The 15,417-nt window shown below is 45.5% G+C and carries 12 protein-coding genes; 3 read left to right on the top strand and 9 right to left on the bottom strand.

Going from position 1 to position 15,417, the window contains the following annotated elements:
• Positions 1–188: 188 nt before the first annotated feature.
• Complete coding sequence (locus tag QUA83_RS13430) at positions 189–1,007, top strand: fatty acid desaturase (protein WP_333293625.1); 819 nt, start codon at positions 189–191, stop codon at positions 1,005–1,007.
• Between the two features lie 125 nt (positions 1,008–1,132).
• On the opposite strand, the gene QUA83_RS13425 is transcribed toward QUA83_RS13430, so the two are convergent.
• The 9 genes from QUA83_RS13425 to QUA83_RS30560 all read right to left on the bottom strand — a co-directional run bounded on the left by QUA83_RS13425 (position 1,133) and on the right by QUA83_RS30560 (position 13,983).
• Positions 1,133–1,978, bottom strand: coding sequence for an ABC transporter permease (locus QUA83_RS13425; RefSeq protein WP_333293624.1), 846 nt, complete (start codon positions 1,976–1,978; stop codon positions 1,133–1,135).
• A 76-nt stretch (positions 1,979–2,054) separates the two neighbouring features.
• Positions 2,055–2,966: an ABC transporter permease gene (locus QUA83_RS13420; RefSeq protein ID WP_333164447.1), complete on the bottom strand. Its 912-nt coding sequence runs from the start codon at positions 2,964–2,966 to the stop codon at positions 2,055–2,057.
• Between the two features lie 154 nt (positions 2,967–3,120).
• Entirely contained in the window at positions 3,121–4,251 is a 1,131-nt protein-coding gene (locus QUA83_RS13415) for a spermidine/putrescine ABC transporter substrate-binding protein (protein WP_333293623.1), read from the bottom strand.
• 182 nt (positions 4,252–4,433) lie between these two features.
• Entirely contained in the window at positions 4,434–5,564 is a 1,131-nt protein-coding gene (locus QUA83_RS13410) for an ABC transporter ATP-binding protein (RefSeq protein ID WP_333161790.1), read from the bottom strand.
• 269 nt (positions 5,565–5,833) lie between these two features.
• Positions 5,834–6,472: a DUF4340 domain-containing protein gene (locus QUA83_RS13405; RefSeq protein WP_333293622.1), complete on the bottom strand. Its 639-nt coding sequence runs from the start codon at positions 6,470–6,472 to the stop codon at positions 5,834–5,836.
• 175 nt (positions 6,473–6,647) lie between these two features.
• Entirely contained in the window at positions 6,648–8,696 is a 2,049-nt protein-coding gene (locus QUA83_RS13400; protein ID WP_333293621.1) for a Gldg family protein, read from the bottom strand.
• Between the two features lie 44 nt (positions 8,697–8,740).
• On the bottom strand, positions 8,741–9,643 hold the full coding sequence (locus QUA83_RS13395; protein ID WP_333293620.1) for an Rpn family recombination-promoting nuclease/putative transposase: 903 nt from the start codon (positions 9,641–9,643) through the stop codon (positions 8,741–8,743).
• A gap of 172 nt (positions 9,644–9,815) precedes the next feature.
• Positions 9,816–10,616, bottom strand: a complete 801-nt coding sequence (locus tag QUA83_RS13390) for an ABC transporter permease (RefSeq protein WP_333293619.1) — start codon at positions 10,614–10,616, stop codon at positions 9,816–9,818.
• Between the two features lie 40 nt (positions 10,617–10,656).
• Positions 10,657–13,983: an ATP-binding cassette domain-containing protein gene (locus QUA83_RS30560; protein ID WP_445301774.1), complete on the bottom strand. Its 3,327-nt coding sequence runs from the start codon at positions 13,981–13,983 to the stop codon at positions 10,657–10,659.
• Between the two features lie 508 nt (positions 13,984–14,491).
• Between QUA83_RS30560 and QUA83_RS13380 the strand changes: the two genes are divergently transcribed.
• Together QUA83_RS13380 and QUA83_RS13375 are read left to right on the top strand one after the other, a co-directional pair.
• Positions 14,492–15,094, top strand: a complete 603-nt coding sequence (locus tag QUA83_RS13380; protein ID WP_333293618.1) for a hypothetical protein — start codon at positions 14,492–14,494, stop codon at positions 15,092–15,094.
• A 23-nt stretch (positions 15,095–15,117) separates the two neighbouring features.
• Complete coding sequence (locus QUA83_RS13375) at positions 15,118–15,378, top strand: hypothetical protein (RefSeq protein ID WP_333293617.1); 261 nt, start codon at positions 15,118–15,120, stop codon at positions 15,376–15,378.
• Positions 15,379–15,417 lie beyond the last annotated feature (39 nt).

Genomic DNA, 15,417 nt, shown 5'->3' with positions numbered 1-15,417 from the left:
AAAATTTTGTTTGGCAGCCAAATTTTTTATTTTCAGAATACAACCGTAAATCTTTTTCAATCCTAATCTCAAATCTATCATTGATTCTTTATTAGTTTGGGCAAGAGTGCAGAAAAAAAAGTTCACTGCTCAATCCCAACTATTATGCGTGAATCTAGATCGGCATCTCATCAGAAATCAAAAAGAGAATGACAATTGCAACGCAAGAAAAACTCCAATACAATTGGAAGCACGTTATTAGTTTAGCAGGACTTCATATCGGCGCTTTGTTCGCACTGCTACCCAGTAACTTCAATTGGACAGCAGTTGGTTTAACAGTATTCATGCACTGGATAACCGGCGGTTTGGGAATAACTCTCGGATGGCATCGTATGCTCACCCACCGCAGTTTTCAGACACCAAAATTCGTAGAATACTTTCTAGCATTTTGCGGAGCCCTTGCCTGTCAAGGAGGAATAATTGATTGGGTTGGGCTGCACCGATTGCACCACACCCACTCTGACCAAAATGCGATCGACCCTCACAATGCCCAAAAGGGTTTTTGGTGGAGTCACATTGGCTGGATGCTATATAAAGGTCCAGCTCACGCTGAAATTTCCCGCTGCACAAAAGACATTTCGAGCGATCCATTTTACCAATTTTTGCAAAACTACTTTCTCCCGATGCAAATCGTCTTTGGCGTCTTGCTTTACTTAGCAGCAGGCTGGCCGTTTGTAGTGTGGGTAATTTTTGTACGCTTAGTTTTGGTGTATCACTGCACGTGGTTTGTTAACAGCGCCACTCACAAATTTGGCTACCGCACCTACGAAACAAACGATAGTTCTACTAACTGTTGGTGGGTGGCTGTCCTGACTTACGGTGAAGGCTGGCACAACAACCACCATGCTTATCAATACTCTGCGCGTCACGGGATGGAATGGTGGGAAATTGACTTCACTTGGATGACAATTCAAGTTTTGGAAGCAGTAGGTTTGGCTACTAAGGTGAAATTACCAGCAGCAAAGTAGCAGCATGGGGCATGGGGCATGGGGCATGGGGCATGGGGCATTGGTAACAACTCACAAATAACCAACTGTCAACTGCCAACTGTCAACTGCCAACTGCCAACTGTCAACTGCCCACTGCCCACATCCTAATGAGTCCGTTTTTGCTCGCCCCGGCCGCGCAAATATTCGGCTAAAAATGCCAATCCTCCCGAACCTACTATCAACAGCACGCTGAGAGCATTAATATCCGGTTTTACCCCAGTCCGAATCCGGCTAAAAATTTCCATTGGCAGAGTTGTAGTCCCGCTACCTGCGGTAAAACTCGCAATCAAAAAATCGTCCATGCTGAGGACAAAAGACAGTAGACAACCCGAAACAATTCCGGGTATTAATTGAGGGAGCAAAACCTTAATAAAAGCTTCAACAGGCGTTGCACCCAAATCCAAGGCAGCCTCTTCTAAATACGGGTTTAAATCGGCCAATCTAGTAGAAACAGCTAGGGCGATGTAAGCCAGACAAAACACAATGTGAGCGGCGACAATTGTCCACAAACTTAGAGGAATAGCCAGCGCTGCTAAAAATACCAGAGTAGCAACTGCGGTAGCAATATCTGGAATAATAATCGGCAAGTAGGAAACTCCCTGATATAAACTCTTGCCAGGAAAGCGGTAGCGGGCTAAACCAACTGCCATCAAAGTGCCGAGAACAGCCGAGATTGCCACTGCACACACAGCCACTGTTAAACTGTTTCTCAGGGCAACTAAAATCCGCGTATCGCTAAATAATTTAACGTACCAATCTAAAGTAAATCCTTCCCAGCCGGCGCTAAAACGCGATTTGTTAAAGCTGTAAAATGTGAGTACCAGGATGGGCAGGTACATATAAAAAAACATCAAAACGGCAAATATTACCTGCCAAGAAATCTTAAATTTAGGTTTTAAGTACATATCGGCTTGTATTTCCTCCTGTGGATTGTCGGCGGTCTTTTCCATTTCTCGGTAATGGGTAATGGGTAATTGGTAATTAGTAATTGGTTATGGAACAGTCAACAGTCAACAGTCAACTAACTTAAATTGCATTACGATCGCCATATTTGAGCAAAAGGGCAATTCCGATACTCACTGCAAAGATTAATACCATACTCAGAGCCGAACCCAGCCCCCAATTTTGAGTCGCCCCCAAAAATTGATTGTAAATCAAACGAGCCGCCGTCATGCTCGAAGCTCCACCGAGCAACTCTGGATCGACAAAATCGCCCAAACAGCTAATAAATACTAGCAAAGAACCCGCAGCAATTCCCGGCATCGTCTGAGGTACTGTCACTTTCCAGAAAGTTTCCACTGGATTCGCACCCAAATCCTGAGATGCTTCTAGCAACCTGCGGTCTAACTTTTCCAAAGATGCGTAGAGAATTGTCACGATATAAGGCAAATAACTGTAAGCCATGCCGATTAAAACTGCGGAACTTTGATTAAGCAATTCCAGAGGAGGAATGCCTACAAGTGCCAGCAGCGAGTTGAGAACCCCCGTAGGACGCAGAATTGTAATCCAAGCATACGATCGCAACAGCGAAGAAGTCCACAGCGGCAACACAAAGCCTAACAAAGTTAAATTCCGCCACTTTTTTGAGACATTGAGGGCTATCCAGTAAGCGACGGGAAATCCCAGCAGCAAACACAGAATAGTAGTCCCCGTTGCGAAAAAGAGCGATCGACCCATCACCTGCAAATTCAGCGGCTCAAACACTCGCAGGTAATTGCCGATTCCCGAAGGATTCACCAAATCTCCCGGCTTAATATTCGGCACCAAACTAAGCTGAAAAATCACCAGGGTTGGTATGACTAATAATAAAAGCAGCAACAAGCCAGAAGGGCCCAATAATGCCAGTGGCCCAGCCCAAGCAGACCACGGGGAAACAGTCTCAGGCTTCAAAGAAGAATTGGGAGGAATAGGAGGGGGAGTTCTAGTTGAAACAGCCATAGAGCAATTTTTTTGAGTTTTTAACCGCTGATGAACGCGGATTAACGCGGATATAATACGGATAGATTGGGCGATCTGCTGTACGGGGGCGGGTTTATGTAAATATTGGGTGAGAATCAGAGATTGCGTGTAAAACCCGCCCTAGGTTTGATGATTAGCCGCTGGTTAATTGAGTCCAATAGCGATCGTACACTTCCATAAATTTCCCTACCGGAGCCACACCTTCGCACTTTTTCAAAATATCTTCCGAAGGGAAAAGAATCTCGTTTTCGCGGACTTCCGGCGTCAACAAACTAAAAGCATCTTCCGAAGGAGTTGAAAAACTGAGCCGTTCTACTAAAGAAGCAGCGACATCGGCTTGCAGCAAAAAGTTAATCCATTTATAAGCTGCTTCGGGATTGGGAGCACCTTGAGGAATTACTAAAGTGTCAGTCCACAGAGAAGAACCGCTTTTGGGCACGACATACTTCAATTTATCGTTATCTGAAATTACTTCATTAGCATCAGAAGAATAACACATAGCTACTTTCAAATCCCCCGTCAGCATTTGAGGCCGCCAAGCATCAGTCGTAAAAGATGCGATCGCAGGTTTGAGTTCCACCAACTTTTCGTAAGCTTGTTTCACTTGCTCTTGGTTCGTAGAATTCAGAGAATAGCCCAGCATCCGCAACGCAGCGCCCATGACTTCTCGAACATCACTCGCCAGCGTCATTCGCTTTGCTAACTCCTGTTTGTGCTGCCACAAATAGTCCCAATCTTCAGGAGCTTCTTTGAGTTGTTCGCTGTTGTAAATTAAGCCTGTGGTTCCCCAACTCAAAGGCACGCTGTAGCGGTTTCCTGGGTCATAAACAGGGTTTTGAAACTGTTTTTTGAGCCGATCTATCCCGCCCAAAATCGAGTGGTCTAATGGGCTCAACAGCCCCAGTTCCGTCATTTGAACCACCATGTAGTCAGATGGGTAAATGATGCTGTAGGCGCGGGCGCCACCGGCTTGAACTCTCGCCAGCATCTCTTCGTTGGAGCTAAACACGTCGGCCACTACGCGAATGCCAGTTTTTTCGGCAAAGCGATCGAGCAAAGCGTTATCTGTATAGCCGGCCCAAGTATAGATGAAAAGTTGGTCGGCAGCACCTTTGACGGGAGGAGCTGATTGTACGTCTGCAAGTCGCCAGCCGCAACTCGAAACAGCTAACCCGGAAATTGTCGCCGCCGAATTTTTTAGGAACTGACGGCGTGTAGAATTAGCCGGAAAAATCCTGGAAATTGGTAAGTTAGTCGGAGGCACAGTTCGATTTTAGATTTTAGATTTTAGATTTTAGATTTTAGATTTGGAGATTGAAGATTGGGGAATTGGTAATTGGGAATTGTTAATTGGGAATAGTCCTACGTTATTTGTTAGGAGAACCAACCACCCACAAATAACCAATGACTAATGACTAATGACTAATACCAACTACCAAATGCCAACTAATTCCGATCGGTCAAAGCCAGACAATCAGTAGTTCCCCAATAAGCGTAAATCGGCGTGTGCGGATCTGGGAAAGAACCGCCAGTATTTGGCTGGCGTACAGTAATTTTATCGCCCGAAGCCAACTCAACGACGTAATGAACGTGCGTCCCCATGTACATAGTATTTTTGAGCCGCCCTTCAAAACAGTTGACCGAAACTTCCGGCTGGTAGAGATTCAAATATACTTTTTCCGGCCGAACGCTGACCACAACAGAGTCGCCTGTGACACCATTCCACATATCCGACTGCTGAACGATTATTTTCAGATTGGCTGATGTGCGAACTGTGATAGTCGATCGGTCGATCGATTCTACCGTACCCGCAAACAAATTCGTATCGCCAATAAAATCCGCCACAAAAGCCGTCTGCGGACACTCATAAATTTCTTCAGGAGAGCCAATTTGCTCAATCCTCCCCTCGTGCATCACCGCAATCCGGTCAGACAGACTCATCGCCTCTTCTTGGTCGTGAGTCACCATCACAAAAGTCAAACCCAATTCTTGATGCAAATTCGACAGTTCCAACTGCATCTGCTTCCGCAACTTCAAATCCAGAGCACCCAGAGGTTCGTCCAGCAGCAGAACCGCCGGTCGATTTACCAGAGCTCTCGCCAAAGCCACCCGCTGCTGCTGACCGCCCGACATTTGACCGGGAAACCTGTTGGCGAAAGATTCCATTTTCACCAATTGCAAAACTTCCCGTACCCGTTCTTCAATTTCTGCTTTCCCCAGCTTTTTGATCCGCAATCCAAAAGCGATATTGTCCCAGACATTCATGTGTCCGAACAAAGCATAGCTTTGAAACACAGTATTTACCGGACGGCGGTAAGCTGGAGTGTTGGTCATCGACTGGCCCCGAATCATCAATTCGCCCGCCGAGGGAGTCTCGAACCCAGCGATTAAGCGCAGCGTCGTAGTCTTGCCGCAGCCACTCGGCCCGAGGATGCTAAAAAATTCTCCTTGGCGGATGTTGAGGTCAACTCCGCGGACTGCGGTTTCGCCGTTAAATACCTTAAATACCTTGCGGAGTTCAACGTCAAGCGCTGTATCCGTTGCTGTCGTACCTTGGTTGAGTGCTGTCTGAAACATATTCGCCCTTTCCTGGGGGTAATGCACGCCACTTAAATACAGTTTAAGTTTAGACTTTTCTGTATTTTAGGTGAGGAATGTTGGATGTAACAGGTTTTGGGATTTGTTCTTTAAATTCTATCCCAGAGTGCACCCTTGTCAGCAACAGGCGTCAGCAACAGGCAAGATGCCTGTTCCACAAAAAAATTTACTCTTTGTGGAACAGGCCGAAAAGCCTGTTCATAAAAGCCTTATTGAGAATGGTGCAACATCGAGGAGTGACTGGCCATTTATTGATTCTCAGGACTTGGCGTCGGAGAGGGTTTTTGCGGTTTGTCTGTTTTGGGTGCTTCTGCTTTTTTCCACTCTGACAAAGGTCGCTGGACGGCATTTTTAAAGTCAAAAGGCACTAGCAGCACGGGCAAATTTTGGGCTGAATTTTGAGGGGGCGCTTCCGGCGGATTGGCTTGAGCGTACAAGAAGCGGCCGCTAAAGTCTGTTTTCCCTAAAACTAGGCGGTGAGTTTCCTGGTTGTCCAGTTTTACTGTGACTGTAGCTTGGGGTTGGTCGAGACCGAATTCTGGCAGTTGAGCAGCAGTAGTATTAATCGTGCGATCGCTCTTTCCTGTTGCCAGCCTGTCTAGCAAAAAATCCACCGATGCCTGACTCGCGTGTGCTTGCACTGGCAATTTCATTTCCCAGCTAGACTTGCCTCCTTTTGTAGCATAAACTCGCTCAAAAGTCAAGATTTTTTCGGGAGTTTTGACTGTAAAGAATTGTATGCGATCGGAGTTAAAAGCAAAAATTTTCTGTTTTTCTTCCTTAGCTGCTTCCTGTTTCGGAGATACTTGCATCTCGAACAAAGCAACCAACCCCGTCATGCTCAGCGCGACGGCTATCAATACTAATGTATTTTTCTGCAATTTCATAATAACTGAGAATTGGGCATTGGGAATTGGGAATTGGGCATTGGGGAATCTGTTATTAATAACAACAGTCAACGGTCAACTGACAACGGTCAACTGACAACGGTCAACGGTCAACTGACAACAGTCAACAGTCAACAGTCAACAGTCAACAGTTAACAGTTAACAGTCAACTAACTTATCTTCTCTTCCACCAGATAGCGCCGCCAATTCCCAGTCCGAGTAAAGGCCACATTAGCCAAGCTAATACCAGCAATCCTACTTGGAGGGCCGTCATATTAATGCGGCGGTTAGTAGCTTTTTTCGGACTGATAGAAAAGCTTTGCTGGTCTGGTTTACTCAACCAACTAACTGAATTGAGAAACACGTCGCTATTGAGTTGTTGGTCAAACCAACCGTTAGTCACAAATTGAGATGTGCCAATTACTACCATTCGCGATGTTTTTCTAGAAGCTGAAGGCACAGAAGGAGTTGCGGTTGGACTGGGAGATGCTGTGGGAGATGCTGTGGGAGATGCTGTCGGTGTTGGCGAAGTCGTCGGTAATGCTGGAGGCGTTGCTTCTTGCGAGACAATCACCGAATAGCTGATTGGGGAAGCTGTTGGTGAAGTTGTCGGCGATGGGGAAGTTGTCGGAGATGGTGAATCTGTCGGAGATGGCGAATCTGTCGGAGATGGGGAAGTTGTCGGTGATGGTGAAGTTGTCGGAGATGGCGAATCTGTCGGCGATACTTGGGGTGAAGGCGATGGTGAGTCTGTCGGTGATGGTGAGTCTGTCGGTGATGGTGAATCTATCGGCGATGGCGAAGTTGTCGGCGATGGTGAATCTATCGGCGATGGGGAATCTATCGGCGATGGGGAAGTTGTCGGGGATGGTGATGTTGTCGGTGATGCTTGGGGTGAAGGCGAGGGCGAAGTTGGTGTTGGTGAAGGTGAGGGCTTTGAGGGAGTGCTGTCAGTGGACGATCGAACTAAAGCTACACCTAATAATAGCGGGCCTTGTCGATCGGTCTTCTGATCAAACTCCAATTTCTTAGTCGTTAAATCGCTTTCCGCCCAACTTTCCTGACTCGTCCAAATCAGCGGTTTTGCCTCTATCCCTTCTACTGGCGAGTTTTCCAAAGCACGCGCAAATGGATAAAATGAAATACCGTTGCCAAAACTTTGAGTAATCGGATGTTCGCCGTAGCGCCTGACTGTGGGAACCGTGGGGCCCAGCCCAAATCTTTGACCAGTGCCCGAAGCATCGATGGCCAAACGGGCGTCTAGTTTTACGCCCCATTCTTCCAGCAATTTGCCCAATCCCGTATCAATTGCCGGGTCTACCATTAACAATAAACTGCCGCCGCGATCGAGATAAGCTCTTAGTGCTTTAATTTCTGTATCGGAAAACGGTTTGTCCTGGCCGGGAACGATTAAAGCATCTGCATCTTCTGGCACTTCTTTGCGTTCGGTCAAATTCAGCGTTTGGACGTTGTAGTATTTATCTTTCAAAGCTTTTTCAGCTTGCTGAATTCCGCCTTGACCTTCCTGTAGCGGGCGGGCTCCTTTGCCTTGCAAAAAGTAAACTCTAGCAACGCGAGTGTTCAGGATTTCTTCTAAGCCATTGGTAAGTTTTATCTCTGAAAGACCTTGATTTGGGTCGCTACCAAAAGCAGTGCCACCTTTTTGCAGTACCTGTTTTCTGTCGCCGGATTGCAGGTAAACTTCTCCGATGCTAGTAATACTAAATTCCCGCGCTTTTCCAGGTTGGGCTTGCGGGTCAACAAACTCGAATTGGAATTTTTCGCCTCCCTCGCGTTTGTAGCTTTGCAGCAATTCTTTAATTTGGGGATTTTGGATGGGGTCAAATACCCAAACTTTGACTGTTTGTTGCAGGTTTCGCAGTATTTGTTGAGTCTGCGGGGCAAGGGTAAATTGTTGGCTTTCGGTTAAGTCGATGCGGACGGGATAGCGAACGGCTATGAAGTTAATTACTCCGAGAATCACAAAGACGGCGAGGGTAGCAATCAGGGCGTTGGTGCTGGCTTGAGTGGAACGCTGCCCCCAAAAGCTTTGTTCGTAACTCAAATATAGCAGCCAAAGGGCGATCGTCACTGCTCCGGCAATAACTAAACCGACTGTCAGGGGGTCCCATACTCCAGATACAAGTGCTGCTGTTACCCCCGCTGCGATGAGGAGGGGGCCCAGCAAAAAAACGTATTTCCAATTTGTTTTGCTAATTTTCATAACGTAAATATTGAGGGAAAAATTTCCGGGTCGAGGATGTTATTCTATATCGCATTAGCCTGCAACCATGCTGTTAAATCTGATGGCTTGTTGAAATCCAGCACGGCATCTCCTAGTTCTTCTAATTCCTGTATACCTAATTGACGGATGCTGTTTTCTGTTTCCGGTTGTATTGTGCCTAAGCGCTTCACTAGCTGACGCAATATTAACGAGAGTTGAGCGGTTTTTGTCACCTGTTCTCTTGCTACATCTATGGCAATCTGCTGGTCTTGAATCCACAGTTCTTGCTTGTGCAATTCATTTAATTCTTCCTGAGTGAAGTTTTCCTCGCTGGCAATTTTAAAAGCTTTCTGAATTTCGGGAACTGCACTGAGTGTTTCTGGTACTGTCTCCAGAGTGCTGGTATTTTCTAGAAAGTAAATCCATTGCTCTGCGGTTGTTTCTAATTCGGCTAATTCCTTACTAAATTTTGGCAGTTCGATAAATACTAATTCTATTTCAGTATCTGGACACTCAAACTGTTGCTCTTTTTCTTGAAAAACAAACCGCGACATAAATTCCGGCTGATTTTCAAACATTTCAAAGTCGGCAATTTTCAAGGAAATTACTGTTTTTAGTCTTTCGTAGCGTTCTTTTCCTGTTAATTGCTGGCTGTAGCTTTTGGCAGCGTTGTACAAAACTCTGTTCCCAAAGGAAGGCACGTTGAGCAGTTGAATTTCAACTAGGGCGATTCTGCCGCCGTTAATTGTGGCTTTGACATCTAGGTGTGTGTCTTGGGTTGCGAGAGTTTGAGGTTCTGGTTGGGAGTCGATTATTTCTAAGTCTTCTATGACCGGCTGTGCTTCATAAAGGATGGCGTTTAAAAAATTAATCAGGATGTCTTTGCTGTCGCTGGAACCGAATATTTTTTTGAACGCAAAGTCGATTTTGGGATTGATAAATCTCATTATTTCAAGAAATTAGTGGAATAACTAACATTAATTGGGGATGGGGAATGGGGAATGGGGCATTGGGCATTGGGCATTGGGCATTGGTGGTGTGTCCTTTAATGTGCAATTCTCCAAATCTCCTACTTTCCCAATCTTTCCTCTTTATTCCCCGAAGCCTTCCCGGATTTTTTTAAGAACGCTGATATCGCAAGGCATCGATGGATTGGGCGGTCAGAAATACTCCTAAAATGATGTAACTGGCAAACATAATTAAACTGCTGGTATCGAAAACTCCCTTGACAAGATTGGTGTAATTTGTTAGGAGCGACAAATGTCCTAATGCTGTTCCGAAGGGGCCACCGATACTGACGGCGACTGCATCGATCACCCAGAGAAATAATACTAGAGCGAAGGTGAGGATGGCGGATAAAATTGTGCTGTCGGTGAGGGAGGAAATAAACATTCCGAGGGACAATACTCCTGCTGCTAGTAAGATTAAGCCGCCGTGTCCTAGCAGAAGAACTCCGGGGGGTACGGGTGGGGTTGAGGAACTGAGGGCGATCGCCTCGCAGAACAGCAGGGGCAGCAACATTGTGGTATAAAATGTTAAAACACCGAGGAGTTTGCCGGTAGCAACTGCCCAGTTTGTTAAGGGCGATGTGGCTAATAGTTCTAAGGTGCCACGTTTGCGTTCTTCTGCGTAAAGTCCCATTGAGAGTGCGGGTAGTACGAACAAGGAAAGGGAACCCATGATTCGCAGGAAGAGTTGCAGGAACTCGTAAGCAACGTCGATGGGAGGTTCGGTAATTCCCATTTGGTCTCGCTGGCCGATTTGGGGAATTAACCCGTCGGGGGCTAGGAGGATGGCTATTAAAAAGTAGCCGGTGATTAGCCAAAAGACTGCTGCGATGGCATAGGCTAATGGCGATGCAAAATAGCTTTGTAGTTCTTTGCGGTAAATTGCGACAATATTACTAATCATTACTAACATTTAGGAATTGGGAATGGGTAATTAGCCATTGGTAATTGGTTCATTCTGAGTCGCCTGTCGGTGGTTTTTCGCTGTTGTCGCTATCCTGTTGCTTTCTTTCTATTTGTCCCTTTCTGGTAATAGGTGGCTGTTCTGGTCGAGAATCGCTAGTCGGTTGTGGCTTTTTTTTAAGTGGCCGTTTTTTTACAACTGGTTCGGATTCTGTTTGAGAAAGCTCGATCGACTTTGGTGTTTCTGAAACTTCGAGATTTTCGACAACCGGTTCGGGTTGAGAAGGTTGGCTCGACTTTGGTGTTTCTGAAACTTCGAGATTTTCGACAACCGGTTCTGTTTGAGAAAGCTCGATCGACTTTGGTGTTTCTGAAACTTCGAGATTTTCGACAACCGGTTCTGGTTGAGAAGGCTGGCTCGACTTTGGTGTTTCTGAAACTTCGAGATTTTCGACAATCGGTTCTGGTTGAGAAGGTTGGCTCGACTTTGGTGTTTCTGAAACTTCGAGATTTTCGACAACCGGTTCGGGTTGAGAAGGTTGGCTCGACTTTGGTGTTTCTGAAACTTCTAGATTTTCGACAATCGGTTCGGGTTGAGAAGGTTGGCTCGACTTTGGTGTTTCTGAAACTTCGAGATTTTCGACAATCGGTTCGGGTTGAGAAGGTTGGCTCGACTTTGGTGTTTCTACAATAAGTAGATTTTCGACAACCGGTTCTGGTGGAGAATGCTCGATCGACTTTGGCGCATCTAAAATCGGTTCGGGTTCGGGTTGAGAAGGTTGGCTCAACTCTACTGTTTCTACAACAAGCAGATTTTCAACAACCGGTTCTGGCTGAGAATGTTCGATCGACTCTACCGTTTCGACAACAAGCAGATTTTCGACAACCGGTTCTGGTTGAGAACGTTCGATCGACTTGGGCACATCTAAAATCGGTTGGGATTCTGGTGGAGAAAGTTCTATCGACTCTACTGTTTCGACAATGAGCAGATTTTCGACAACCGGTTCTGGCTGAGAATGCTCGATCGGCTCTACTGTTTCTACAATGAGTAGATTTTCGACAATCGGTTCTGGTTGAGGATGCTCGATCGACTCTACTGTTTCGACAATGAGCAGATTTTCACCAACCGGTTCTGGTGGAGAAGGTTGGCTCGACTCTACTGTTTCGACAATGAGCAGATTTTCGACAATCGGTTCTGGTTGAGGTTGCTCGATCGACTCTTGTCTTTCTACAGTTTCCAGAAACTCTGCGACTGGTTGCATTCCTGGTTCTAAATCGCTTATTTCCTCTGGTGTTTCTGTAATTTGTTCGGATTTTGGTTGAGAATAGTCTATCGACTCTTGCCTTTCGACAACAGGTTCGGATTCTGGTTGAGAATAGTCGATCGACTCTTGCGTTTCGACAACCAGCAGATTTTCGATAATCGGTTGTGGTTGAGGATGCTCGATCGACTCTACGGTTTCTGAAACTTCTACATTTTCGACAATCGGTTCTGGTTCATGATACTCGCTCAACTCTTGCCTTTCGACAACAGGTTCGGATTCTGGTTGAGGATGCTTGATCGACTCTACGGTTTCTGAAACTTCTACATTTTCGACAATCGGTTCTGGTTCATGATACTCGCTCAACTCTTGCCTTTCGACAACAGGTTCGGATGCTGGTTGAGAATGTTCTAGCGACTCTACGGTTTCTGAAACTTCTACATTTTGGACAATTGGTTCTGGTTCACGATGCTCGATCGACTCTTGCCTTTCGACAACAGGTTCGGATTCTGGTTGAGGATGCTCGATCGACTCTACGGTTTCTGAAACTTCTAGATTTTCGACAACTGGTGCTGGTGGAGAAGGTTCAATCGGGAGTCTCTCACTTTTATAAAAAACATTTTTTACAAAAGTGAGCATCCTGCTTGCTTGTTTAGAGATCTTTAGCGAGTAAGATCCTCGGGTTCCTGTGACACCCAAATTGAGATGCTTCGCTTCACTCAAATCTACGGTTTCTGCAACTGGTTCTGATTCTGGTTGAGGATGTTCAATCAACTCTGCGGTTTCTGCAACTGATTCTAATTCTGGTTGAGGATGTTCTATCGGCTCTACGGTTTCTGCAACTGGTTCTAATTCTGGTTGAGGATGTTCTATCGGCTCTACGGTTTCTGCAACTGATTCTAATTCTGGTGGAGAAAGTTCTATCGGCTCTACGGTTTCTGCAATTGGTTCGGATGGTGAAGGAGAATCATAGGTAGACTCTTCTCTATCTGAAACTGGCAGATTTTCCACAATCGGTTGCGATTCCGATTGATGAGCATCCGCGATCATCGGTTGCGATTCCGATTGAGCAGAATCCGCGATCGAGTTTTGAATTTCTGCCGCTTCTTGAAGATTTTGATCGACCTCCGGTTCGCTGTGAACCAGATTTTCTTCCGGTTTCTTTTCAGCCGCTGTCAGCCTTAAAAACACATCTTCGAGAGTAGCGCGAGAGCGACGCATTTCGCACAGTCCAAATCCAGAGGCGACGATAGCTGTAGCAATTTCTCGTCCCGGTTCTCTTTCCGGTTCGCACAAGGCCCGCAAGCGGCAGCGATTCACTAAAAATTGCTGGCTTGGAATCAATTCGATCGATCGAACTCCCGGCAAATTTTCCAAAGAAGGCAACAGCAGACTGTTTACCAAATCCGCCTCGCCTTCAACTTCGAGTTCGTAACCCTCTCCCACAGCCAACTCTCCCATCAAATTTTCGGGAGTACCCGCAGCGACGATTTTACCGCGATTGATGATGGTAACGCGGTTACAAGTCATGCTGACTTCCGGCAAAATGTGCGTGGAAAGGATGATTGTGTGCTGGCCCCCAAGACTTTTGATTAAATTGCGGACTTCGATGATTTGTCGGGGGTCGAGGCCGACGGTTGGTTCGTCTAAGATAATCACCGGCGGGTCGTGGACGATCGCCTGGGCGATACCGACGCGCTGCCGAAATCCTTTAGAAAGCTTGCGGATTAAAACTTTGCGTTTATCAACCAGGCCGCAGCGTTCGATCGCGGAGGTAACTCGTCGCGCGCGATCGCCCGCAGGTACTTGCTTAATCCTAGCCACAAAAAACAGAAACCCTTCCACAGTCATTTCTGGATACAGTGGCGGGTTTTCCGGCAGATAACCGATGCGCTGTCTGACTGCCATCGAGTTTTCGTGAACATCCATGCCGGCGATGCGGGCCGTACCGCTGGATGCCGGCAAATATCCCGACAAAATCCGCATCGTTGTGGTTTTGCCCGCGCCGTTTGGCCCCAAAAAACCGAGAATTTCTCCTGATTCGACCGAAAAAGACACGTCCGCGATCGCTGCGGTCGAACCGTAAGTTTTGCTTAAGTGTTCTACTTCAATCATTTGTCAGAAGTCACGCGATTTTAGGTTTTAGATTTTAGATTTACTTTACCAACCACAGGCGGGACGCCTGTTCCACGAAGTTGAGAGTCCCGCCCGATCGGCGGGTCGGTCGAATTTATGGCGAAATTTTTAATTTGATTTTGTCTTCCAGTGTAGTCTGGCAATAACCAAATCTATCATAAGTGTCGATCGTACTGGGAAACTGGCGGCGAGTTTTGGGCTGCTGTTGTCTCGCTTCGGCTAAGGTTGAGACTGCTTTTGGTTGTTTGAGGATTTTAGTCGCTCGCTAAAAATTCAATCAGGGGTTGACAAAATGACCAACATCTAGTTTTAGACTTATCCAAATTATTCAACAAGTGCGATCGCATTCAAAATCAACCTAAATATAAAGGGAATTCTTTAAAGTCTTGAAGGTAGTGATATAATTATCTTCAAGCACACACAAAAATGTTATTTAATTATTTCCAAAATCTATATTAGTCAGTAAGCAAATTGAAATATTTAAATTATGGTTTCGACTCAGCCTCCAGGCACACCTATTCAACTCATAGGAACTAAGCTATACTTCAGCAAAAGAACAGTGAGATTAGGAAACGCTGTGTATTTGATTCGTAACATTACCGGCTTTAGAGTTACTGAAGCTAATCGAAAAAAAGGAATAAAAAATAAAAAATTAGTGCCATTTGAGTTTATAGTTTTCATGTGTCTGGTGGGATTATTTCTTGTTATTAGAGAGATCGAAATAGCATGGGGTATAGGAATAATTATACTGATTATACTGGCTCTAATCTTTAATGAACTTGGACCCAAAACTTATGAGATCATCATAAGAGAGTATGTGCTTGAAGTATCTTTTACTTCGGGAGAGAAAGCAAACATTTTTCTCATAAATGAAAAAAATGTCGCCAGCGATGAAAATTTTTTGGATGAAGTGGTTTCAACATTATATAAAGTTTTAGATAGTAATGACGAAAGAACTTATGTAGTTAACATCGAAGATAAATCTATCAATATTCTTGACCAAAGTGGCTCCTCAATTGGTCTGGGCTATGCAGCAGGGGCTATTAGTGTTCGGGAAATAGGTGGTACAATAAATAATAGGGAACAATAGTTAGTAATTACTAAGCAGATAGTATGTCAGAACCCAAAATCGATCAAAGTCAAGCGTCAATAGGTGTTGGATTCAGCACAAACGTTAATGCTCAGCAAATAGGTGGAACTATTCACAATAATTCACCTGAACAAAGGCAAAATTTAGCTGAGGCAGCAGCAGAAATTAAGAAACTGTTAGAGCAACTAGCGCAAGATTATCCAACTGAAACTCTAACTCAAAAAGCCGCTGTAGCAGAAGAAGCTCTGGGAGCATCCCAATTTTGTAAAAGGGGAAAAGTATGATACAGTTCCCCTTTTATTTTAGCTTATCCCTATATTATA

This window comes from Microcoleus sp. K1-B1 (assembly GCF_036704705.1).
Classification (GTDB): Bacteria; Cyanobacteriota; Cyanobacteriia; order Cyanobacteriales; family Microcoleaceae; genus Microcoleus.
This window is presented reverse-complemented; position numbering and strand designations above follow the sequence as displayed.

Excerpts from the sequence above, each read along its gene's own strand:
- QUA83_RS30560 (WP_445301774.1), bottom strand. The coding sequence starts at position 13,983 with ATGATTGAAGTAGAACACTTAAGCAAAACTTACGGTTCGACCGCAGCG.
- QUA83_RS13395 (WP_333293620.1), bottom strand. The coding sequence starts at position 9,643 with ATGAGATTTATCAATCCCAAAATCGACTTTGCGTTCAAAAAAATATTC.
- QUA83_RS13430 (WP_333293625.1), top strand. The coding sequence starts at position 189 with ATGACAATTGCAACGCAAGAAAAACTCCAATACAATTGGAAGCACGTT.
- QUA83_RS13375 (WP_333293617.1), top strand. The coding sequence starts at position 15,118 with ATGTCAGAACCCAAAATCGATCAAAGTCAAGCGTCAATAGGTGTTGGA.
- QUA83_RS13380 (WP_333293618.1), top strand. The coding sequence starts at position 14,492 with ATGGTTTCGACTCAGCCTCCAGGCACACCTATTCAACTCATAGGAACT.
- QUA83_RS13410 (WP_333161790.1), bottom strand. The coding sequence starts at position 5,564 with ATGTTTCAGACAGCACTCAACCAAGGTACGACAGCAACGGATACAGCG.
- QUA83_RS13425 (WP_333293624.1), bottom strand. The coding sequence starts at position 1,978 with ATGGAAAAGACCGCCGACAATCCACAGGAGGAAATACAAGCCGATATG.
- QUA83_RS13400 (WP_333293621.1), bottom strand. The coding sequence starts at position 8,696 with ATGAAAATTAGCAAAACAAATTGGAAATACGTTTTTTTGCTGGGCCCC.
- QUA83_RS13420 (WP_333164447.1), bottom strand. The coding sequence starts at position 2,966 with ATGGCTGTTTCAACTAGAACTCCCCCTCCTATTCCTCCCAATTCTTCT.
- QUA83_RS13390 (WP_333293619.1), bottom strand. The coding sequence starts at position 10,616 with ATGTTAGTAATGATTAGTAATATTGTCGCAATTTACCGCAAAGAACTA.
- QUA83_RS13405 (WP_333293622.1), bottom strand. The coding sequence starts at position 6,472 with ATGAAATTGCAGAAAAATACATTAGTATTGATAGCCGTCGCGCTGAGC.